The following is a 22,153-nucleotide window of genomic DNA, read 5'->3' on the forward strand; positions in this document are numbered from 1 at the left end:
GACAGCATGATTTTCCTGGATGCGGCGGCCACCACGCCGGTCCGGCGCGAAGCGATTGAGGCGATGTGGCCTTACCTTACCGGCCAGTTTGGGAACCCTTCGAGCCATCATGGGCTGGGCGAGACAGCGGCCGCGGCGCTGGCGGATGCGCGGGAAGAGGTTGCTTCCCTACTCGGCTGCCTGCCCGGCGAAGTGATATTCACCGCAGGCGGCACCGAAGCTGACAATCTGGCGGTCAAGGGCATTGCCCTGGCCCGCCATGCCGCGGAACCGGCGCGACGGCGGGTGCTGATCAGCGCCGTCGAGCATCCTGCGGTGCAGGAATCCGCCGCTTATCTGCAGCGCTGCCACGGATTCTCTGTCGAGGTTGTTCCGGTGGACGCCGATGGGCGGGTGGATCCGGCGGTCTTCGCCTCGCTGCTGGGTGGCGGGGACGGTGCCACTGGCGTACGTGGCGTCCACAGCCACAACACCGGAATCGATGTGGCCTTGGCCAGCGTCATGTACGCGAACAACGAGATCGGTACCGTGCAGCCGATCGCGGAGCTGGCAGCCGTGGCCCGGGCGGCCGAGGTGCCGTTCCATACCGACGCCGTCCAGGCGGCTGGCTGGCTGCCGATTAAGCCCGGGCTGTTGGGAGTCGACGCGCTCAGTATGTCCGGGCACAAACTGGGGGCACCGAAGGGTTCCGGGGTCCTCTACCTGCGCGGGCGGGTCCACGCCGAGCCGCTGCTGCACGGCGGCGGTCAGGAACGCGGAGCGCGTTCCGGCACCGAAAATGTTGCATTTGCGGTGGCTTTCGCGGCGGCGCTTCGGCTGGCCGAGGCCGAGCGCCCCGCTGCAGCGGCACGTGTCGCCGCCCTCCGCGAGGCCTTCATTGCGGGCATTCTGCACCGCATTTCCGGATCCGTGCTGACCGGCCACCGGACCGAACGGCTGCCCTCGGTTGCATCGTTCTGTTTTCCGGGAACCAGCGGGGAATCCGTGCTGCTGGAACTGGAGCGCCGGTCCATCCTGTGCTCCAGCGGATCGGCCTGTGCCGCGGGTTCGGACGAACCCTCGGCCGTGCTGACAGCGTTGGGGATCCGCAGCGAAGTAGCCCAGACAGCGGTCCGTTTCAGCTTCAGCAGCGCAATCACGGAGGCCGAGCTGCGCACGGCCGGGGACGCCGTCGTCGGCGCTCTGGAAACCATCGGTCGGCTGCAGCCTGGCAGCCGCTGACGAACGGGCCCTCCGCCGGGGAACAGTTGGCGATCCCGCACGGTCCGGTCAGGAAGCGGGTCGGCGGACCCGGCGGAAGATCCAGTACCGTAGCAGCAGGAACCGGGTGGTGGCGGCCAGAACATTGGCGGCCGTGATCACGAGCAGTTCATCCACGAACGAAGCGTCCGGCGCCAAGGCATGCAGCAGCCAGAGACTGCCGCTGGTCAGGCCCAGCGCCAGCAGCATCACCCACAATCCGCGCCGGTGGTCGCCGAACCAGCGGGCACGGTCGGTGATGCCGAAGCTGTGCCTGCGGTTCAACTCCGTGTTCAGGACCGAGGTCAGAACGAGGGAGATCAGATTAGCCCACTGCACCCCAGCGGCCGGCCGCAGCAGAGCGAATATGGCGACCGATGCGAGCGTGCAGATCGCACCTACCACAAGGAAGCCGCCCATCTGCTGCCAGATGGCCCTGGGCCGCTTCGCTGAAGGCCTTTCCGGCGCCGCGAAGACGTCAGCCCCGCGCTCCGCGGGTCTGCTCCCCGGGCGCGCCTCGGTCGGCTCGGCAGGAATTCGCATCGACATAGTACTTAGACTCTTCCACGTAACCGGGCCATAACCAAGAATCCCCTGTTGCTCAGCTGTGACCGGGTTGTGTCCGAGTTCCGTCCGAAAGCGCTACTCCGCCACCAACGACCGGACCGGGTTGGTGAGTTCGCCGATCCCCGTGATCCGGCAGACCACCGTGTCACCGGGCTGAATCTGCCGGCATTCGGCCGGGAATCCCGTCAGAATGACGTCGCCGGGGTGCAGCGTCATGAAGGAGCTCAGATAGACCAGGATCTCGTCGACGCTCCAGCCCAGATCCTTGGTGCTGGCGGCCGCGAGCGCGGTGTTGTTATGCACAATCGAGATCGCGGCATCGGCATCGTCCAGGTTGACCACGATCCATGGGCCGAGCGGCGTGAAGGTGTCTTGGCTTTTGGCGCTGATCCACAGTTCGTCGGATTTCTGCAGGTCGCGGGCCGAGACGTCGTTGCCGATAGTGAAGCCGAGCACAGCCTCGCGCGCGTTGCCCAGTGTCAGGTTGCGGCTGCTGCGTCCGACGACGACGGTCAGTTCGGCTTCCGGGTCAACGTAACCGACGGTGGGGCTAAGGACGATTGCCTCGCCCGGTCCGATCACGCTGGTGGCGGCCTTGTGGAAGGCCTGCGGCGGCAACGCCCGTCCCGGGGCGCCGGTGTTGTGGGCCATTCCGAAGACATTGGCCGGCGCGCACGGAGCCAGGAAAGTGAATTCCGACTGGTCGACGGTGCCGCCGACGGTCCACCGTCCGCGCTGGGGGCTGTTCTGGTTCGCGGGCGAAGCGGGAAAGGGCGTGTCAACGATTTCCCATACCCTGCCGTCATCACTGCCGAAATCCGCCGCGGAATTGACGACGAAGAACTGCTCGGAGCTCGCGCCCACGGCGGCAGCGGGTGCTGGGTTGTGCGGTACTGCGGGTGCTGCGCTCTGCGGCGCAGCGGGTTCAGCGGCGTTGCCATGCCCAGCGGCTGCCGGACCATCGAGCGGACGGACGCGGGCAACGCGGAAGGGAGTCGGGGTCGTCATGAAGACATCCTACCTCCTTGGGGATGTCTTCCCTTAGCCGGCTCGATCCCCGGCAATGCCTCCAAGACGGCGCAACCGAGCGGGCAAAAGGTAACCGTATGAACTCGAAACAAGTCTTAAAGGAGCAGCTGTTGCTCAGTCGATGGGGGAGTACATTTCGCCGACCGTGACTGCGGTTCCGAGCCGGTTGTCCGGGCCGGGCAGCGGGCATGCCCAAGCCTCGTCGTAGGCGCAGGAGGGATTGTAGGCGAAATTGAAATCAACGATGAAGTGGTTCCCGGCCCGTCCCAGGTAGGCGCCCTTGATCGTGTCCAGCAGATATCGGCCGGCGCCATAGCTGCCTCCGTCCTGTCCGGCGGTCGTGTCCCTGAAGGGGATGAAGATGCCGCCACCATAGCTGTTCAGTTTCCAAGCCGCCAGTGCGCCGATCCCCGGTATCTCCAAGGCGCCGAGCCGGACGAAGGGGACCGCTCCGTCCGTTCCGGTGCTGATGGTCATTTCCTGACCGGCGCCCTCCGTCGTCAGCCCGCACTCGAAGCGGAAGGCCGGGTCATACGGGGCAACAGGCAGCCCGGTAAAAGTCTCTTTCCTTAGCGGGTTCAGCGCCGACGCCGGATGGTCGGCGAACATGGCGTCCCGCCGTTCACGCCAGAGGATGTGTGCCTTGGCCGGAGACGCTGCAGCGGCGGCACGGACCTCGGCGTAGAGCGCGAAGGTCTGCAACCGCCAGTCCAGCACGGCCGCAGCTGATTGCAGCCGGTCTGCTGCCGCGGACTCTTGGGTGGGGTCCACGGTGGCCCCTGCTTCGAGGTGGTCCTCGGCGGCGGCTTCCGGCGAACCGTTGGCCGCTTCCCCCGCTTCTGCGCGTTTCGCCGTTGCCGTTTCCGACCGCTTTATATTGCCGTCTGCGTGCTCCGAGGTCTGTCCCATGCCGTCAGCCTACGTCAGCGATCCGTAGGCGTATTCGCCCGGAATATCGCTGACTGCGGCAAGCGCCGGTGGCTTTCCGCCATGACTTCGCCTCGGCGGTCTTCGCGGCTCAATACTGCGTCAGCAGCCCGGCAAGAAATCCAGGCTGCTCGATGGGGGCAAAGTGCCCGCAGCCAGGAATCGTCACCAGCCGGACGTGCGGCACCAGTTCCGCCAGCCGGACCAGATCCGACGGCGGCGTGAACACGTCCCGGTGGCCGCGCACCGCCAGCACGGGTGCCGTGATGCCGCGCCACCGGCTGAAGTCGTATCCGGCTGCGGCTCTCGCGGCCGCGGCAAAGGCAGCCGGACGTGCGTCCTCGCCCAGCGCCGTGATGACGGTACCGTCAATGACGTGCGGATGGGAGAAGAAGGGTGACATCAGGGGACGCATCAGCGGGCTCCGACCCGTGCGGCGGACCAGGAATTCTCCGACCGGTCCACAGGCGGCCATGGCGCGCATCAACAGCAGCATGGCGGTGAACGCTGGGAAGCGCAGCAGGCCCGGGAGCGGGTGAGCCGCGGCCGTCGCCACGCTGAACGTTGCGCCGGAAATGACAGCAACGCTGGCCGCCCGCTTTGGCTCGGCGGCCGCGATTTCCAGCGCCAGGAAGGCACCCATCGAGTGACCGATCAGGTTCCAGTGCCGGTAGCCGAGGGTCCGCAGAATACCTGTCACCGCCTCAGCCATGGTCGCCATGGTCAGCGATGCGGCGCTCGTTCCCTGCGTCGATTCGCCCCAGCCGGGCAGGTCCATCAGCACCGAGTGTCGTTCGTCCCCGGGATTCCCTTCCCCCGGATGCCCGTTTCCAGCAGTCGCGGATGCGGCCAGTAGCGGGATAAAGGTGGTCCAGGAACCGGCAGCCCCGTGCAGGTACACGTCCGCCGTAGCATTCCCCCGATCCGCCCGGGCCACCGCGGGCGAATACCGCACAGCCACCGGTCCCAGTCCGGTAGGAAAGATCCGGCGGTGCAGGACGGTGGCGGCGACGATCGATGCGGCGGAAGTAAATGTGCTCACGGTGCTCCTTGGGTCCATCAGTCGTTCGTCGCCGGGCGTCCGTCGGATTGGAGTGCCGGGCATGCGGCGCTTGTCCATGCGCGCGGCGTTTTATCAGCAGTTCATCGCGTCGTGGGAGCCGTGCGCGGGGCTAGGATGTGGCTATCAGGTCCACTCGGGGAGAGACGATGAGCGCACGCCAGGGAATTGTCCGGCGCACGGCCGGCGCGGCGAAAGCGCTGGCTGTGCTGCTGGCTGTGCTGCTGGCTGTGCTGCTGGACGCGGGGCTGAGCGGCTGTGCCAACGGCGGACCTGCGCGGGGCTCCTCGCCTGCGCCGGTTTTCTCCACTTCCGCAAGCCTTACCGGCCCTAGCGCCGGACCCACGGCCGGTGCGGCGTCCGCCGGCGGGCCGCCGTCGTCGACCTCTGCTTCCGCGTCAAGCGCAGACACGGCCGGAACCGACAGCGCCGCCCCGCCAAGCGCGGGACCCACCGCCGCAGCGTGGAAAACCTATACGGACAGCGCGCACAGGATCAGCTTCGAGGTGCCGCAGGACTGGACGGTCCAGCAGTTGGCCGATGGTCCGAGCGCCGGTGCCAAGAACATCGCGGTCAAGGATGCAGACGGCGGGCAGGTGGCCACACTGGCGACCGGCATGACGGGGCTGGGCGGCGCCTGCGGCGGCCTGCCCTTGCGGCCATACACCGTGCTGGCGAGCGTGCCGGTGAACATTCCCTCCGGAGCCGACGACGCACGGGCGGTCCCGCCGCGCTTTGTCTACCGGCTGCTTCAGGGCAGCACCAAGTTTTACGCGTCGTACGGGATCACGGATCACTCCGCGGGCGCGGACGGGCAGGCCTGCCTGATCTACAACACGGTTAGCGGACCCGGCCTCGGGAACTATATGTTTGGCGATGTACTCCAGTTCTCCAGCACCGGCAGCCCAGGCATCGACACGTTTGACACCATCGCGGAGGCGGAAAAGCACATGCTCAGCAGTCGGTTCCAGAACGTGCGGCGCATGATCACATCGCTGAAAATTATGGCGTAGCTGCCGGCTCCGGTCCGATTGGTTGGGGTTGACCCGGGTGTCAGCGCCAGCGCAAAGAAGTCTTTGCAAAGGATTCTTTGCGGTCTATGCTGTGAACTATGGCCTACACGCACAAGATCGTTGACGACCTCGACACCCTCCGCGCCATCGCGAATCCCTTGCGTATGAAATTGCTCGGTGCACTGCGCGAGGATGGTCCGGCCACGGCGTCGGAACTCGGCCGGCGCTTCGGAGAATCCAGCGGCTCCACCTCTTATCATTTGCGCCAACTGGAGCGCTTCGGATTCGTGGGTGACTGCGATGATCAGCCTTCCAGGCGCGAACGCCGATGGAAAGCCCTCCACGACCTAACCGAGGTCCGCAGTGAGAACTTCGCCGGGGACGAGGCCGGCCGTCAATTGATGCAATCAACCGTTGGCTACGCCGTCGAATATTTCATGGGCAACGCGGACGAATACCTGCACCGTGAACTCAGCACGCGGTGGCGGTCTACTCTCGGAGTGAGCGATTACCTCCTAAAACTCACCAGCACCGACACTGATGAACTTCTCTCGGGCATCGGGGACTTGATCGAAAGTTACCGCGAGCGGGAGTCGACGGCTGGCGATGCCATGTCAGTCGCTTTGCACGTGGCCGCCCTGCCGCGGAAACAGCCATGAATCTCCGCAGCCGCTTCTGGACTCTGAGCGCCCTTCGCTGGCTGCCCACCGGATTGATCATCCCGGTCCATGCCTTGCTGCCACTGGACCGCGGCCTGAGCATCGCCGAGCTTGGCGCGGCTTTCGCCGTGCAGGGGATTGTGGTGCTGTGCCTTGAGCTGCCCACGGGAGGGTTCGCCGACGCGATGGGCCGCAAGCCGGTATTCATCGCCTCGGCCGTTGTTGCCCTCGCCTCCTACGTCATGTTTGCCCTCGCCGACTCGGTGCTGTGGTTTGCGCTGGCCTCTGGCCTGGCTGGAGTCTTCCGCGCATTGGACAGCGGGCCGCTCAATGCCTGGTACGTCGACGAGATGATCGACACCGGGATGAACGACGGCGGCGGGATCGGCGGCGGGGCCGCCGGGAAGGGGGAGGACGGCGGCGGGATCGGCGGCGGCAGGGGAAAGTCTGTGGCGAAAGGTCTCTCCGGGGCGGGCACCATCACCGGACTTTCGATCGCTGCCGGGGCGGTGCTGACCGGGGGCATCGTGGCGTGGAACCCGTTCCCGTCGACGGACAGGCTTGCCGTCCCGATCTGGCTTGCCGCCGCGCTGACCCTGGTGCAGATCACGGTGACAATGCTTTTAATGAACGAGGACCGTTCCGCCCGCGTCGGCCGGCTGCTTGGTTCTGTGAAGGCGACGCCGAGAACCATCGCCGATGGCGCCAGGTTGATGTGGCGTTCCCCGGTACTGAGGGCGTTGGTCGCGGTGGAAGTGTTCTGGGGCTTCGGCATGATTGGTTTCGAGACGCTCATGCCGATACGGCTCTCCGAGGTTCTCTCCGGTCCTGACCTGGCCGGTTCCGTGATGGGACCGGTATCGGCGGCGGCGTGGGGGATCTCAGCCGCCGGGGCACTAACCGTGCCATTGCGGCTCCGGCGGTTGTCCATGGTGACGGTGTCGGTGGCACTGCGGATCGTCCAAGGGGGCACCGTGATTGCCATGGGCCTTGCGGCCGGCCCGATTGGCCTCATCATCGCGTTTTTCGCCACCTATGCCGTTCATACCGCGGCCGGTGCCATTTATGAGACGCTGCTGCACGATCAGGTGGGAAGCCGACACCGTGCCACTGCGCTGTCGCTGGCATCGATGGCCGCCCAGCCGGCCGGATCCGTCGGCGCCGTCGTCCTTGGTTTGCTGGCAACTGGGGCCTCGACCGGGCTCGCCTTGGTCGCCGCAGGCGTTGTGCTTGCCATGGCCGCGCCGCTGTTCCTGGTGAAGGCGAAGAGTGCAGTAAAGGAGAAGAGCCGTAAGGCCGGCGCGGAATGGGAGGAGCGGAAGGCACACTGCGGCGTGCCAAACCTGGAAAGCGTCAGACCGGTGGCAGATCGGCGAACGTCACGCCGGTGAGCTGTTCGCTGACGTCCCAGAGCCGGCGTGCCACCAGCAGGTCGGCAACCCGCGCCGCCGGAGCCACAATGGTGACGTCACCGCGGGATTCGCCCGGGCCGTTCGGGCCGTAGAAGTCGCCGTTGGACACGTCGGGCGCGGCGGCGGCGTAGAGCACTGGCAGCACGCCCCACTGGCCGGGCTGGGCCATCAGCCGCATGAAAACACTGGTCATCATGCTCATGCCGGTTCGTCCCATGCTGGCGGGGAGGTTGGTGTTGGCCAACCCCGGATGTGCCGCGGCGACCACCAGGGGCTCGCCGCGGGCGTCAAGACGGCGGGCGAATTCCATCGCGAAATACAGGTTGGCGATTTTGCTCTGGCTGTAGGCGCGCCAGCGGCGGTATCTGCTCAGACTCATCAGATCGTCGAAATTGATCGCTCCGCGCTTGTGCGCAAGGCTGGAGACGACGACGACGCGGGGTGCGGCTGCCTCCCGCAGGGCCGGCAGCAGTAGGCCGTTCAGGGCGAAGTGGCCCAGATGGTTGATGCCGAGCTGCTGTTCAAAGCCGTCCGCCGTCGTCGCCCGGGCGGTGGCCATCAGTCCGGCGTTGTTGATCAGCACATCCAGCGGGTCGGACCAGCCGGCGGCGAATTCGCGGACGGAGTCTAGACTGGCCAGATCCAGCGGGCGGACGTCACAGACGGTGGAGCCGGTGGCCTCGCGGAGGCGGGCCAGGGCGGCCTCGCCCCGTTCGGGATTCCGGCAGGCCAGCGTCACACGGGCGCCTTTGGCGGCGAAGGCCAGGCTGGCCTCGAATCCGAGGCCGCTGTTGGCTCCGGTGATGACCACCCGCCGCCCGCTCTGATCCGCCATACTGTCGGCGCGGAATCCGTTCACTGTGTGCTCTTTCCTGTTGGCGACCCCCGTCAGTGGTGGTCTGTCAGCTGGCGGTGTGCGCCGGCGGTGACCGGCGGGTGACCTGCGTGCCGGGCGGCGTTGGGTCTGCTAGCGGAGTCCTGTCACGGAGCTGCGGAGCTTGTCCGTCAGCATCTTCAGTTGCGTCAGCTCGTCGTCGGACAAGCCCGACCCCACCAGCCGGTCGATATCGCGGACGTGTTCACGGCCGATCTCCCGCTGCAGCTTCCGGCCCTCATCGGTCAGTCCGATCAGCACCCCGCGGCGGTCCTCTTCCACAGTCTTGCGCTGGACGAGGCCCTGCCGCTCCAGTCTGTCGACCATCCTGCTGATGCTCGGCTGGCTGAGCAGGACATGGTCGTTGAGTTCATTGAGCCGGAGCCAGCCGGACGGGCAGCGGGACAAATTGAACAGCACATCATATTCACGTATGTTCACCCGTTTCAGTGCCGGGTCCGCTTGCAGCCTGCGGATCACACTCACCTGCGCCCGGAACAGTGACTCCCAGGCGTCGGCGGCCAAGCGCCGGTGTGCCTCCGGGGAGCTCATGTGGTTCCCTGATCCGTGGGCCGGTCCGGCAGCACCTCCCGGGCCGCCACTGCGTACTCTCCGGCGATTGATGCCGGCCCGGTTCCCGCCGGGTCCTTGGTCTGCGCCGCGGCAGCCTTCAAGGCGGCGGCGGTGCGGGCGGCCAGCGCGGCCTTGCGGCCGGCGAAGGTGGGACCGTCCGGAATGTGCTCGGGCTTCCGCGCCGCGAACTCCTGGCGCAGTGTCGGCAGCACATCGGAACCGAAGAGGTCCAGTTGCTCCAGCACTGTTTTCAGCGGCAAACCTGCATGATCAACGAGGAACAGCTGGCGTTGGTAGTCACCGTAGAACTCCCGGAAGGTCAGCGTCTTGTCGATGAGCTCCTGCGGGCTGCCCACGGTCAGCGGCGTCTGCGAGGTGAAGTCCTCCATAGAGGGGCCATGTCCGTAGACCGGCGCATTGTCGAAGTACGGGCGGAACTCGCGCACCGCTTCCTGGGAATTGCGGCGGATGAAGAACTGGCCGCCGAGCCCCACGATGGCCTGGTCGGCCTGGCCGTGCCCGTAGTGTTCGTAGCGTTCCCGGTAGAGGCCGATCAGCTGCTGATAGTGCTCCTTGGGCCAGAAGATGTTGTTGGCGAAGAAGCCGTCTCCGTAGTAGGCGGCGATTTCGGCCACTTCAGGCGTGCGGATGGACCCGTGCCAAACAAAGGGGGCGACGCCGTCGAGCGGGCGGGGCGTGGCGGTAAAGCCGTGCAACGGCGTCCGGTGCTTGCCCTGCCAGTTCACGACCTCCTCGTCCCAGAGCCGGCGCAGCAGCGAGTAATTCTCGACGGTGAGGTCCACACTGTCCTGCATGTTCTTACCGAACCACGGGTAGACGGGAGCGGTGTTGCCGCGGCCGAGGATAAGATCGACGCGGCCGTCCGCGAGGTGCTGGAGCATGGCGAAGTCCTCGGCGATTTTCACCGGGTCATTGGTGGTGATCAGCGTGGTGGCCGTGGAGAGAATGATGCGCTTGGTCTGCCCGGCCACGTATCCGAGGATGGTGGTGGGGGAGCTGGGGTAGAACGGCGGGTTGTGGTGCTCGCCGATGGCGAAGACGTCCATTCCCACGTCCTCGGCATGCTTGGCGATCGTGGTGATCGCCTTGATGCGCTCATGCTCCGTGGGCGTGGCGCCGTTCGTTGGATCTGTGGTGACGTCTCCAACGCTGAATATGCCGATCTGCACGGGTGGTCCTCTCAATCCGGGCCGGGAGCCGTTCCGGATTTATATACGTTTGCATCTAATATACCCAATAACACGACGCGTTCCGCTATTGTTCCCGGCTGAACCTATCGTGCCCCGCGGGCGTCCGGGAAGCAATAAAGCCGGCAGGCAATCACCCCGGGAAGGAATCAATACGGGAAGCAATCAATACGGGAAGGAATCAATACGGGAAGGAATCAGGCTCCGGCGCGGCACCCCACCCTCCCAACTGAGTAGCACTTAGGGCACCCATTCCGGGTTTTGAGTGCAGGTGCTGCTACTCAGTTGGGCCGGACCGCGGGGACCAGCCGCGGGACAGCAGGGCGGCGCGGATTTTGGCAACGGCCGTTTTCGCGTCATTGACCATGTGCCGTTTGGAAATCCGCACCTGGATCCAGTCCGCTCGGATGAAATCCTCCTCGCGGCTGATATCGCGGATGATCTGATCGGGATCGGAGTGGCCCTCGCCCTCGTATTCCGCCGCGACCCGATACTCGGGGAACGAGAGATCCGGCTCCCGGCCGGCACCGTCGGCCAGGTCCACTCGGCCGTTCAGGACCGGCTCCGGAAGACCTGCGCGGACGATGGCCAGGCGCAGCCGGGTTTCCGGTGCGGAATCCGATCCGAGGCGTGCCTGCTCCAGCGCCAGCCGGGCCTTGCGGATTCCCGGCGTACCCTTGTGACGATCCAGCATCTGGGCCAGCTCCGCAAGAGTTGCGTAGGGCTCGGAGCGGACTTCAAACTGCGGCCGCGGAATACGGATCAGGTGATCGGCGACGACGGTGAGCTCGTCGACGCTCATCTTTCGGGAGACGTCCAGCCAGGTCCGCGCACGGGTGGTGATTCTCAGGCCGTTCAGACGGCAGACCTCGTCCTCGAAGAACTGCGCACGATGCCCGACGACGCCGCGGCGCCGTGTCACAGCCACAGTGTCCGGCCGGGAAATATGGATGTTCGGGCCGTCTGCACCCGGAAGAAATCCCGGGAATTCCCAGATCCTGAAGGCTGTCGCGTGGGCGGCCGCGGAGAACTCAGTGACGCGCGACAGTGGCGCGGCCAGCAGCGCAAGCCCGTCTTCGCCGTCGTGCTCCGGAATCCGGATCCCGCGGCTGGGACGGGCCAGCTGCGTGTTGCGCAGCCGGCCGTAACTGACGCCCACACCCAAGGCATCCCCGATCGTGAATGGAGCCGTGTCCAATGGCTCGGGAAGGGGAATGGCGGGGCGCATTGGCCTATCATGGCAAACACCGCGCGTCTGCGGGCCGTTATCCACAGCCTTCCTGCCCGCGACCCAACTGAGTAGCAGCACCTGCACTCAAAACGTCTTTTGGGTGCCATAAGTGCGACCCAGTTGGGTCAGCCGGCGGCGCGTCGGCCGTGGACTGTGGGGATGGCGCCGGTGCGTCGATCGTGCGCGGGGCGGGACACAGGCGTGGGGACGCGTTTGCGGTCCGCCAGCAGCTGCCGGCGTTCGCGCCGGCCCTCCACCAGACGGTACAGCACCGGCACCAGGATCAGCGTCAGCGCGGTGGACGAGACCAGCCCGCCGACTACCACTATGGCCAGCGGCTGCGAAATGAACCCGCCCCCGCCCGTGATCCCCAGCGCCATCGGTGTCAACGCGAAAATCGTGGCCAGCGCGGTCATCAGGATCGGCCGCAACCGCTGGCGCGCGCCGTGCTCAATGGCGTCGGCCACGCTCATGGCCGCCCGGTCGCCGGAGGGTCTGCGGTACTGGTTGATCAGGTCGATGAGCACAATCGCGTTCGTGACCACGATCCCCACCAGCATGAGCATGCCGATCAGCGACGGCAGGCCCAGCGGCACCCCGGAAATGAGCAGCAGCAGGATGGCGCCGGTGGCCGCGAACGGAATGGAGACCAGCAGGATCAAGGGCTGGATCAGCGATTTGAAGGCGGCCACCATGATGATGTAGACAATGGCGATGGCCGCCAGCAGGGCCAGCCCGAGCTGGTTGAAGGACTCCGTTTGCTGCGTCGTGGCGCCGCCGATCACCGCGGTTGCCCCGGCCGGAAGGTCGACGGCGGCAAGCCGGTTTTTGACGTCCGCGCTGAGAGTGCCGAGGTTGTTCCCCGTGGGAGTGATCGAAACGCGGGCGCTGCGCTGGCCGTTGGAACTGGTGATGGAGACCGGCGCCTGAACCTGCTCCACCGTCGCCACACTGGCCAGGGTCACCGCACCGGAGGCGGTGGGCAGCTGCACGGCGCGCAGCTGGTCGATGCTCGCAAACCCGGTGCCGGTCCCAATCTGCACCTGGTAGTCCGTGGTATCGATCCGCACGGTCCCGCCCGGCAGGGGCGAAAGGGTGGAAGCCAGGACACCGGCCACCTGCTGTTCGTTGAGCCCCGCGGCCACCGCCTTGGCCCGGTCCACACTGACCTGGACCACCGGCTGCGAGGTGGAGAGGTTGGCGGCGATCTCGCCGGCGCCCGGCAGGCCGGCCATGGCCGCTGCGGTCTTGTCGCTGGCGGTCTTCAGATCAGTGGAGCTGGGGGCCTTGATATTGATGTCCACCGTATTGGAGGTTCCGAAGCCCCCCGAGGAAGAGCCGACGCTGACCGTCCCGGCATCGGTAATCTCCTTCAGCCGGTTCCGGACGGTGTCCATCAATTTGGTCTGATCGGCTTTTTCGTCCGTGACCACCTGAAAAGAAGCACTGGAAGCGCCGGCGGAAAAAAGGGCGCTGAAACCGCCGGTCGCGTTGCCGATGGTGACCTGGACGTCCTTGATCCCGGTGATGCCCTTGAGCGCATCTTCCACCTTCCCGGCAGCATCGGAGGTGCCGGGAAGGCTGGTGCCCGGCGGCAGCTTCTGCGTAACCGAGAGGCTGTTCTGGCCGCTGTTGCCCAGCAGATTGGTCGGCAACAGCGGTGTCATCGCCAGGGTCGCCAGCAAAATGATGCCGCCGGCCACCAGCGTGATCACCGGGTGCTTTTGCGTCGTCGTCAGAATCGGCAGGTACCCGCGCTGCAGCGGGCTCTTGCGTTCCTTGTCCTCCACCACCGCCAGCAGGGCCTTCCCGCTCAGCGCGCCGCCGCCGTCGTGCGCCACGGCCGGAGACTTCAGGAACCAGTACGCCAGCACCGGCACGATCGTCAGCGAGACGGCCAGCGACGCGAGCAGGGCGATCGTGACGGTGAGCGCAAACGGCCGGAACAGCTCGCCGGCGATGCTGCCGACAAACGCGATCGGCAGGAACACCGCCACCGTGGTCAGCGTGGACGCGGTCACGGCCCCGGCCACCTCGCGGATCGCGGCCATGATGGCTGTCTGCTTGTCCTCCCCATAGCTCAGGTGCCGTTTGATGTTCTCAATCACCACAATCGAGTCATCCACCACCCGCCCGATCGCTATCGTCAGCGCGCCCAGGGTGAGGATATTGAGCGAATATCCGGTCGCCCGCAACCCGATAAAGGTGATCAGCAGCGACAGCGGGATGGAGATCGCCGTCACCAGCGTGGAGCGAACGGACAGCAGGAAAAGCAGAATAACGACGACGGCGAAGGCCAGTCCCAGCAGCCCCTCGGTGGCGAGGTCCCTGATCGATTTTTCAATGAAGGGGGCCTGGTCCAGCACCGTGGTGAACTGCGCGTTGGCACCGAGCGAGGCCTGCAGTTCCGGCAGTTGCGCCTGAATCTGGTGCGACAGCGACACCGTGTCCGCCGCCGGCTTCTTGGTCACGGACAGGGCCAGCGTCGGTTTGCCGTTGGTGCGCGTGATGGACGTGGTGGTGTCATCGGCCAGGGCAACGCTGGCGACGGCGCCGATGGTCACCGGAGTGCCCGCGGCCGGGGCACCTCCAGTGGCCGCACCGGCGGCTGGAGCTGCAGCACCTTTGGGCCCGGCCAGCGGCAGGGATTTGATCGCATCCAGGGAGTCAACCGGGCTGCCGATCTGCACGGACAGGGATTTCCCGTCCTCGGTCAGCGTCCCGGCGGGCACCAGCGTGCCGTTGTTTTTCAACGCGTCGCTGATCGCCGTCACCGGAATGCCGGCGGCCGTGAGTTTCCCGGGCTCCGGCAGGATCGCGATGTGCTGGGAGTTGGCGCCGGTCACATCGGCGCCGCGGACGCCGTCGATTTTGAGAAATTTGGGCACCACCAGCCGCTGCAGGTCCGAATTCAGCTCGCTGAGTGACTTATCCGAGGACACCGCCAGGAAGACGATCGGAAAATCGCTGATGTTCCCGGCGATGGCCTGCGGTTCGGCCTTATCCGGCAGTATCTGCCGGGAGTTGGAGATGGCCCTGTCGATCTGGTTCCGCGCCCGGTCCATGTTGGTGCCGTAGGCGAAGGCCAGATTGATGCTGGACACACCGTTGCGCGACACCGAGGTGCTGGATTCCAGGCCCTCGACGGCGTTCAGCGCGGTCTCCAGCGGCTCGCTGATCTGCTTGTCCACCACCTCAGGGGAGGACCCGGGCATGGACGTGATCACGGTGATCTGCGGGAACTCGATCGAGGGAATGAGTTCCTGCTTCAGCGAGCCGAGCGTAATCACGCCGAAAACGACGGCGAAGATCGTGATCAGCGCGATCAGTGCCCGGTTGCCGAGCGAGAGCTGAGCCAAGCGGAACATTCAGTACTCCGATGTGTCCAGGCCTGTTTCGCCGGAGGGAACCATGCCGCGCAAGTCAGGCGCCCTGCGTGTCCAATGTCTGCGGATCCAGGCTCTGGGTATCCAGCTGCAGGGCCGCGGCCGTCCTGGCCATCGTGTCGGCCGCCAGTTCGGGATTCTCGTTGAGCTTGGTGCCCAGCGTGGGCATCATGTCCCGCAGCGAATCCTGCCATTCCAGCTTGAACTTCCGCGGGAAGCACCGCTGCAGCAGCTCCAGCATGATTGGTACGGCGGTGGAGGCGCCCGGGGAGGCACCGAGCAGGGCGCTGATCGAGCCGTCCGCCGAGGTGATGACCTCGGTGCCGAACTGCAGCACGCCGCCCTTCTTGGCGTCCTTCTTGATGATCTGTACACGCTGGCCGGCGGTAATCAGTTCCCAGTCGCCGCCGTCGGCCGTCGGGAAGTACTCCTGCAGCGCCTCCACCTTCGACGACCGGTTCTTGACCACCTCGGAGACCAGGTACTTGACCAGCGAAAGGTTGTCCTTGCCGACGGCGAGCATTGGCACCAGGTTAGAGGGCCGGATGGACAGCGGCAGGTCCAGCAGCGAGCTGGTCTTGAGGAATTTGGTGGAGAAGCCGGCGTACGGGCCGAACATCAGGGAGCGCTGTCCGTTGACATAGCGGGTGTCCAGGTGCGGCACGGACATCGGCGGTGCCCCCACCGACGCCTGGCCGTAGACCTTAGCGCTTAGCTGGGAGACAATCTCCTGATCGGTGCAGCGGAAAAACTGTCCGGACACGGGAAAGCCGCCGAAGCCCTTGCCCTGCGGGATGCCGGAGGCCTGCAACAGCTGCAGGGCGCCGCCGCCGCCGCCGATGAAAACGAACTTCGCCCTGATTTTCCCGTGCTCGCCGGAGGATGGGTGCTTGAGCGAAATGTCCCAGCGGCCGTCGCTGCCGCGGTGGACGTCAGTGACGTCCGTGCCGTAGTTGACCTCGACGTCGTTCTCGGAAAGGTATCCGACCAGGTCGCGGGTGAGCGTGCCGAAGTCGACGTCGGTGCCCTCGGCGGCGCGCGTGGCGGCAAGTTTCTGCCCGGCGGGCCGGCCCTTCATGACCAGCGGAGCCCAGCCGGCAATCTCCGCATGATCCTCGCTGTACTGCAGGCTGGAAAACAGCGGATTCGGCTTGAGGGCTTCGTAACGGGTGCGCAGGAACTTCACGTTATCCTCGCCGGTGACGAAGCTCATGTGCGGGACCGTGTTGATGAACTTCCGCGGCGAGCCGATCATCGAGTTGGTCACCAGATGTGACCAGAACTGGCGGGAGAGCTGGAACTGCTCGTTGATGCCAATGGCCTTGGCCGGATCCACCGAGCCGTCCATGGCCTGCGGCGTGTAATTCAGCTCGCACAGGGCGGAGTGGCCGGTGCCCGCATTGTTCCACGGGTCGGAACTTTCCGTGCCCGCGCGGTCGAGGCGCTCAAAGAGCGCGATCTTCCAGCCGGGTTCGAGTTGTTTGAGCAATACCCCGAGGGTGCTGCTCATGATGCCGCCTCCGATGAGAACAACGTCAGCGTCTTGAGTCTGCGAAATGAAAGTCACGGTCCATCTCCGGTAGCGGCGGTCCTGGCGTTTGAAGCGTATCGCGCCGGGGAGTGGTTGCTGAAATTGAGCGCTCAGCGTCGCTGTCCGGTCGGAGCCCGGTGGGTCCGGCGGATGCTATTTGGCCAGTTTGATCTGATTAAACACCTCATTGAGCACCGGGCTGACGGGATACGTTGCCACCTTGTTGGACAGGGCCACCGCCGAGATCGGAAAGGCGATCGGCACCGCGGGAACGGTCTGCACAATCTGCGTGTTGACGGACTGGTAAGCGTCGTTGCGGTCCGGTCCGTTGGGCAACATCCGGGCGCGGTCAATCTTGCTGATCAGCTGCGGGTCATGGGAGCCGAATTCGCCGTTCGGGGTTCCGAAAAGCGGACCCACAAAATTGTCCGGGTCAGCATAACCGCCGTTCCAGCCCATCAGGTCCAGCGCGTGGTCGCCGGGGCTGGTGACCTTGCCCAGATAGTCGTCAGACCATGGAACGGGCACCGGCTTGATGTTAAAGCCGACGGCGGTGAGCTGGCGGGCGATTTCGGCGTACACCTTCTCCGGGGTGGGGAGGTAGGTGCGCGTGACATTTGTCGGGTAGTAGAACGTGATGGGCTCGCCCCTGTAGCTCGACTCGGCGAGCAGCTTACGGGCCTTGTCCTGGTCGTAGCCGTAACCGGTCACCGCATTGTTGAAGCCGCTGAGCTTGGGCGGGATGAACTGGGACGTCGCCTGGCTGCCGTCAATGAAGAACGCCTTGATGAGGCTCTGCTTGTCGATCGCGGTGGCAATTGCCTGACGGACTTTGAGGTCCGCCATCACTGGCACCGCCTGGTTGATGCCCAGGTACATCACCGAAAACGGATCGCGCTGCAGGATCTGCTCGCCGTTTTTGACCAGCGCGTCAAAATCGCCCGGGGTCACCGGGTCGTAGCCGTCAATGGTGCCGTCTTCGAGCGCCTGCAGCCGGATCTGCGGCTGGTCGTAGGTGATGAAGTTGAGGACGCCAATCTCGCCCTTGGTGCCCCAGTAGTTCTGATTCGCGCTGAGCGTGACCTTGCCGTTTTGCCACGAGGTGAACCGGAACGGACCCGTCCCCACCGGATGCTGGCCGTAGGCGGAGACCGGGTGCCCGGAGACCGAGGCGGTGAGAGTGTCCGCAGTCATGGAGGTCAGGGCCGCGGGCGACGAGATGGCAAAGGAAGGCAGCGTCATGGCCTGCAGGAAGCCGCTCAGCCGCGAGTTGAGCTCGATCGTGACGTCGGACGGGCCCATGGCGGTGCAGTTTTTGAACACGGAATTCTTCGCGTCATCTGAGAAGGCCTTGAAAATCTGCTTGAAGGCGGTGCTGTTGCCGCCGCCGCGGAGGGCCGCGGGCAGCGTGAACCATCTGTTGAAATTGGTGCAGACCGCGGCGGCGTCAAGTGCTGTGCCGTCCTGGAAGGTCACGTTCTGTCGGAGTTTGAAGGAGTAGGCCAGGCCGTCCTGAAGTTCCTGCCAGCTGGTCGCCAGGCTCGGTGCCGGTGCTCCGGTGGTGGCATCCACGGTGACCAGACCTTCCAGCACCTGCCGGGTTACCCGGAAGGACTCGGAATCCAATTCCAGCGCCGGATCCAGCCCCATCGGATCGGCGCCGGTGCCGAAATTGAAGGTCGCCGTTGCCGCCGGGGCGCTGCTGGAGGGTGCCGGTGCCGGCTGCGCCGTGCAGGCCGAGAGGGAGAGGGCCAGCAGGGCCGCTGCTGTCTTCACCGCTGTCCGCAAACGAGCCTTCCGACGCACTACAGACACCACTTCCTGACCCCACATTTTCGGCACTGACCCGTTCCCGGCGCGCCCCTGTTATCCGGCAACACCTACAAGACTGCGAAGGTATGTCCGCAGAACTTTCCAGTCTAGTTGACCATCCGGCACGGTCCCGGGCGGCGGCACGGCAATTGCGGGGGCGGTTACCGGATCGTTAGCCGATTCCCAGCTGGTGCCCGGCAATCTCCCGGATCGTTCCGCTGTACCAGCGGAACCGGGCGCAGGACGAGCGGGCGCCCGGACCCGTCGGCCCGGACACCCGCCCGCTTTCCCCGCAAAACCGGGCGCAGGCCGAGCAGGTGTCCGGACTCGTCGGTCCGGACACCGGCCCGCTTTCCCCGCGCCGGGTACAGGACGAGTGGGCGCCGGACTCGGCAGTCCGAACGCCCGCCCGCTTTCCCCCTGCCGGTTCTGAGCAGCCGGTCGGGGAGCTTTACTTCGGTGAGAGCACCGAATCGATCAGGTAGACCGTGGCATTGGCTGTGTGGACGCCGCCGCAGATCACGTTGGCGCCGTCGATCTTCAAATCATCCTTGCTTCCGGTCACCGTCACCGTGCCGCCTTCCACCGTCTTGTGCTCGCCGGACAGCTTGTCCGGGGTGATCTGCCCGGGCAGCACGTGGTAGGTCAGGATCTTGCTCAGCGTCGCGTCGTCGGTCTTCAACGACTCCAGTGTGGCCGGATCGAGCTTGGCGAACGCGGAGTCCACTGGGGCGAAGACGGTGAACTCGGAACCATCGAGCGTGCTGACCAGATCAACCTTGGGGTTGAGCTTGCCGGAGACGGCGGCGGTCAGCGTGGTCAGCAGTGGATTGTTGGAGGCTGCGACGGCGACTGGATCAGCGGTCATGCCGTTGACGGAGCCGGCCCCGGTGGGAACCTGTGCGGCGTAGGCGGCGCAACCCGGACCAACCAGATCGGCGGCCGGATTTGCCGTGGTCATCGAGCCGGACCTCGCGGCCGACGACGTCATGCCCGAGGAGCCGGACCCGGCCGCACCTGACGCCCCTGATGCGGCGGTGCTGCCGCCACAGGCCGACAGGGCCAGCATGGACACGGCGGTCAGCGAGAGGAAAGCGACTGAGGTGCGCTTCTTCAGTGCCATGGCAATACTCCTGTAGGTCAGTCGATGGTCCGCGTATTCAGCACTCGTCGTGTGGTCGGGGTCTCACTTGGTATTCGGAGGTTGCGAACGGCCGGATGGGTGCAGCTGGAAATTTTCTTTTCCCGCCCTGCCCGCCAAGCTCGTCGGGCCCCTGGGGCTGCAGGCCTTCTCCTTCACCTTCGGATAGCCCGGCGCGACCACACAGGAAATGTTCCGGTGCTGGGTCCGTCTGCGGCAGCGAGGGTCTAGCGTGGTGGCATGAAACGGAACCCGGGTATGCTGCAGCGCCGGCCCCGCCGACCCGAACCGCGGATCCGTCCCGGCCGGTTGTCTGGTATCGCCGTGCTGTGCCTGTCGCTGCTGGCCGGCCTGCTGTTAACGGCATGCCAGCCGACGGACGACGGCGGCGGGCCGGCGACGACGGTTGCGGTCACCCGGCAGCAGCCGGCGGCAGACACCATCGTGGTGCTGGGGGATTCAATCAGCACCGGTTTTCAGACCTCGGCGGAAGCTGCCTGGCCCAACGTGCTGGTCCAAGACTTTGCCCAGGATGGGATCAATGTGGAATTGAGGAACGGCGCGCGGAACGGTGCCGGATATGTGGAACCAGGAGACGGTGATCTGCCGTTTGCCGCACAAGCCGACGCCACCGTGATCCGGGAGGCCGCCGTCGTCGTTGTTTATGGTTCGGAAAATGACGTCGGCCAGGACCTGGCTCAGATCGGCCACCAGGTTCAGGAGACCGTGGCGGTGATCCGGCGCAGGGCGCCGGACGCGCAGATCCTGCTTGTCGGTCCCGCGGCGGTGCAGGACAATCCGGACGAGGGGCTGCTGGCCGTGCGGGACACAATCGCCGCTGCCGCTGATTTAGCCGGCGCGCCGTTTGTGGACCCGATCCAGCTCGGTTGGTTCAAGGGACAGGAGGACACCCTGATCGGTCCCGACGGCGACCACCCCAGCGTGCTCGGGCACGAATATTTGGCCACCAGGATGGAAAAACTCCTGCGGCCGCTGCTGCCGACGGCTGGCTGACCAGGCGGGCCCGCCGAGTGCGCCGCTTTGAGGGTTCGCTGCGTTGATTCGGCTGCGCTCACTGGCCCGAGGCGCCCACGACGCCGGCCGGCGGATCATGCTGTTGGTGCGCAAGACGGGACTTGAACCCGCACACCCGAAGGTACAGGATCCTAAATCCTGCGTGTCTGCCAATTTCACCACTCGCGCGTTCCGGAATGCCGTGACCGTGGCGGTGTTCCGGTGAATAACAGCCTCCATCCTACCTGCTGGCCGGCGCATTATCTGCCGGGCGGTACGTCAGTCGATCCCCGGATCCCCCGGATCGCCGATGGTGATCCGGTGCCGGGATCGCGGCTCGTCAGTCGATGCCCAGGTCACGGCGCAGCTTGGCCACGTGTCCGGTGGCCCGGACGTTGTACTGGGCCACGCTGACCTTCCCCTCGCCGTCGAGCACAACGGTGGAGCGGATGAGGCCTTCGTAGCTTTTTCCGTAGTTCTTCTTTTCGCCCCAGGCGCCATAGGCTTCCGCAACGGCGTGGTCCTGGTCGGAAAGCAGGGGGAAGTTCAGGCTTTCCGCGTCAGCGAATTTGGCGAGCTTTGCTTCCGGGTCGGGCGAAATGCCCACGACCTCGTAGCCGGCGGACTTCAGTGAGTTCAGGTTGTCCCGGAAGTCGCAGGCCTCGGTGGTGCATCCCGGAGTAGACGCCGCCGGGTAGAAGTACAGCACCGTCTTTCGTCCGCGGAAGTCCGTCAGCGAGACCTGCTTCCCGGTGGAATTGGTCAGCGTAAAGTCAGGTGCTTCGTTGCCGGTGGCGAGCTGCTCGGCCATTGTTTTCTCCCTGTCATTGAAGGCGTTTTCTTCCAGCTTAGCCGGGAGCGATGACAGCCAGGCGGCGGCGGCGCAGGCCGGCGGCCGACGGAAGGATCGGCATCTTATGGGTTGGTCGAGGCGCTGTCCAGTGGCTTGGACTTAGTCGGGTCTATACTTGGTGGCATGCCCGATATGGATCAATGGCCCAGTAGCCGCCTACTCTCAACCGCAGCGCGGTTGGTGGAGCATGCGTGGAACGAGCGGCTGGCCAGTATCGGTATGACCCACGCCGGCATTATCGCTCTCGACGTTCTCGCGGCCCATGGTCCCATGACGCAGGCGCAGTTGGCATCAATCGTTAGGGTGCAGGCCCAGACCATGGGCAAGACGCTTTCCCGGCTGGAAAGCCACGGACACGTGCACCGTGTCCGCAGCACCCAGGACCGGCGCAGCCACCTGGTCTCCCTCTCGGATGGGGGCCGGGGCCTGCTGGATTCAGCCCATCAGATGGAGAAAGGGCTGCTGGAAACCGCGGGGATGGATCAGCGTGAACTGCGGTCGGACCTGAAGACGATCATCCGCTCGGTGAGCAGCACGGCGCAAAACCTGCGCGAAGTGGAAAGCCGGGCCCGCGCGGCCCTGGCCGACTCGCCCGCTGGTAACTGACCGATAAACAGGGTCCGG

The 22,153-nt window shown here is 65.6% G+C and carries 19 protein-coding genes and 1 tRNA gene; 6 read left to right on the forward strand and 14 right to left on the reverse strand.

Features of this window, described 5'->3' with window-relative positions; all coding sequences use genetic code 11:
• Window positions 1–6 precede the first annotated feature (6 nt).
• Window positions 7–1,221, forward strand: coding sequence for a cysteine desulfurase family protein (locus QMG52_RS10485; protein ID WP_283560356.1), 1,215 nt, complete (start codon window positions 7–9; stop codon window positions 1,219–1,221).
• Between the two features lie 48 nt (window positions 1,222–1,269).
• Here QMG52_RS10485 and QMG52_RS10490 read toward each other — a convergent pair whose 3' ends face one another.
• The 4 genes from QMG52_RS10490 to QMG52_RS10505 form a co-directional block, all read right to left on the reverse strand.
• Window positions 1,270–1,788: a GtrA family protein gene (locus tag QMG52_RS10490; RefSeq protein WP_283560357.1), complete on the reverse strand. Its 519-nt coding sequence runs from the start codon at window positions 1,786–1,788 to the stop codon at window positions 1,270–1,272.
• A 93-nt stretch (window positions 1,789–1,881) separates the two neighbouring features.
• Entirely contained in the window at window positions 1,882–2,814 is a 933-nt protein-coding gene (locus QMG52_RS10495) for a fumarylacetoacetate hydrolase family protein (protein ID WP_283560358.1), read from the reverse strand.
• Between the two features lie 135 nt (window positions 2,815–2,949).
• Window positions 2,950–3,606 carry a DUF1684 domain-containing protein gene (locus QMG52_RS10500; protein WP_502920501.1) on the reverse strand — a complete coding sequence of 219 codons (657 nt, stop codon included), beginning with the start codon at window positions 3,604–3,606 and terminating at the stop codon, window positions 2,950–2,952.
• 247 nt (window positions 3,607–3,853) lie between these two features.
• Complete coding sequence (locus QMG52_RS10505; protein WP_283560360.1) at window positions 3,854–4,804, reverse strand: alpha/beta fold hydrolase; 951 nt, start codon at window positions 4,802–4,804, stop codon at window positions 3,854–3,856.
• A 167-nt stretch (window positions 4,805–4,971) separates the two neighbouring features.
• On the opposite strand from QMG52_RS10505, the gene QMG52_RS10510 reads away from it, so the two are divergent.
• The 3 genes from QMG52_RS10510 (at window position 4,972) to QMG52_RS10520 (ending at window position 7,885) form a co-directional block, all read left to right on the forward strand.
• Window positions 4,972–5,835: a hypothetical protein gene (locus QMG52_RS10510; RefSeq protein ID WP_283560361.1), complete on the forward strand. Its 864-nt coding sequence runs from the start codon at window positions 4,972–4,974 to the stop codon at window positions 5,833–5,835.
• Window positions 5,836–5,933: 98 nt separating this feature from the next.
• Window positions 5,934–6,494, forward strand: a complete 561-nt coding sequence (locus QMG52_RS10515) for a winged helix-turn-helix domain-containing protein (RefSeq protein ID WP_283560362.1) — start codon at window positions 5,934–5,936, stop codon at window positions 6,492–6,494.
• Window positions 6,491–7,885 carry an MFS transporter gene (locus QMG52_RS10520; RefSeq protein WP_283560363.1) on the forward strand — a complete coding sequence of 465 codons (1,395 nt, stop codon included), beginning with the start codon at window positions 6,491–6,493 and terminating at the stop codon, window positions 7,883–7,885. Before QMG52_RS10515 ends, QMG52_RS10520 begins: the two co-directional genes overlap by 4 nt.
• On the opposite strand, the gene QMG52_RS10525 is transcribed toward QMG52_RS10520, so the two are convergent.
• From QMG52_RS10525 to QMG52_RS10560, 8 genes are all read right to left on the reverse strand, one after another.
• The gene (locus QMG52_RS10525; RefSeq protein WP_283560364.1) at window positions 7,848–8,765 is read right to left on the reverse strand and encodes an oxidoreductase; all 918 of its coding nucleotides are present in this window, start codon (window positions 8,763–8,765) and stop codon (window positions 7,848–7,850) included. The genes QMG52_RS10520 and QMG52_RS10525 overlap by 38 nt on opposite strands.
• Window positions 8,766–8,873: 108 nt before the next feature.
• Window positions 8,874–9,332: a MarR family winged helix-turn-helix transcriptional regulator gene (locus QMG52_RS10530; protein WP_283560365.1), complete on the reverse strand. Its 459-nt coding sequence runs from the start codon at window positions 9,330–9,332 to the stop codon at window positions 8,874–8,876.
• Window positions 9,329–10,543 (reverse strand): LLM class flavin-dependent oxidoreductase, encoded by a 1,215-nt coding sequence (locus QMG52_RS10535; RefSeq protein ID WP_283560366.1) that lies wholly within the window; start codon window positions 10,541–10,543, stop codon window positions 9,329–9,331. Before QMG52_RS10535 ends, QMG52_RS10530 begins: the two co-directional genes overlap by 4 nt.
• A gap of 295 nt (window positions 10,544–10,838) precedes the next feature.
• Window positions 10,839–11,789, reverse strand: a complete 951-nt coding sequence (locus tag QMG52_RS10540) for a putative endonuclease domain-containing protein (RefSeq protein WP_283560367.1) — start codon at window positions 11,787–11,789, stop codon at window positions 10,839–10,841.
• 128 nt (window positions 11,790–11,917) lie between these two features.
• The gene (locus QMG52_RS10545) at window positions 11,918–15,160 is read right to left on the reverse strand and encodes an efflux RND transporter permease subunit (RefSeq protein WP_283560368.1); all 3,243 of its coding nucleotides are present in this window, start codon (window positions 15,158–15,160) and stop codon (window positions 11,918–11,920) included.
• Window positions 15,161–15,215: 55 nt separating this feature from the next.
• Window positions 15,216–16,745, reverse strand: a complete 1,530-nt coding sequence (locus tag QMG52_RS10550) for a malate:quinone oxidoreductase (RefSeq protein ID WP_283560369.1) — start codon at window positions 16,743–16,745, stop codon at window positions 15,216–15,218.
• A gap of 117 nt (window positions 16,746–16,862) precedes the next feature.
• Window positions 16,863–18,542, reverse strand: a complete 1,680-nt coding sequence (locus QMG52_RS10555) for an ABC transporter substrate-binding protein (RefSeq protein ID WP_349361695.1) — start codon at window positions 18,540–18,542, stop codon at window positions 16,863–16,865.
• A gap of 430 nt (window positions 18,543–18,972) precedes the next feature.
• Entirely contained in the window at window positions 18,973–19,644 is a 672-nt protein-coding gene (locus QMG52_RS10560) for a fasciclin domain-containing protein (protein WP_283560371.1), read from the reverse strand.
• A gap of 258 nt (window positions 19,645–19,902) precedes the next feature.
• Between QMG52_RS10560 and QMG52_RS10565 the strand changes: the two genes are divergently transcribed.
• Window positions 19,903–20,676, forward strand: a complete 774-nt coding sequence (locus QMG52_RS10565; protein ID WP_283560372.1) for an SGNH/GDSL hydrolase family protein — start codon at window positions 19,903–19,905, stop codon at window positions 20,674–20,676.
• A gap of 104 nt (window positions 20,677–20,780) precedes the next feature.
• Here QMG52_RS10565 and QMG52_RS10570 read toward each other — a convergent pair.
• Both QMG52_RS10570 and bcp read right to left on the reverse strand, forming a co-directional pair.
• Window positions 20,781–20,865 (reverse strand) — tRNA-Leu (locus QMG52_RS10570).
• Between the two features lie 151 nt (window positions 20,866–21,016).
• Window positions 21,017–21,487, reverse strand: a complete 471-nt coding sequence (gene bcp / locus QMG52_RS10575; protein WP_283560373.1) for a thioredoxin-dependent thiol peroxidase — start codon at window positions 21,485–21,487, stop codon at window positions 21,017–21,019.
• Window positions 21,488–21,652: 165 nt separating this feature from the next.
• Between bcp and QMG52_RS10580 the strand changes: the two genes are divergently transcribed.
• The gene (locus QMG52_RS10580; RefSeq protein ID WP_283560374.1) at window positions 21,653–22,135 is read left to right on the forward strand and encodes a MarR family winged helix-turn-helix transcriptional regulator; all 483 of its coding nucleotides are present in this window, start codon (window positions 21,653–21,655) and stop codon (window positions 22,133–22,135) included.
• The last annotated feature ends 18 nt before the right edge of the window (window positions 22,136–22,153 follow it).

The organism is Paenarthrobacter sp. PH39-S1 (genome assembly GCF_030063245.1).
Lineage (GTDB): Bacteria > Actinomycetota > Actinomycetes > Actinomycetales > Micrococcaceae > Arthrobacter_M.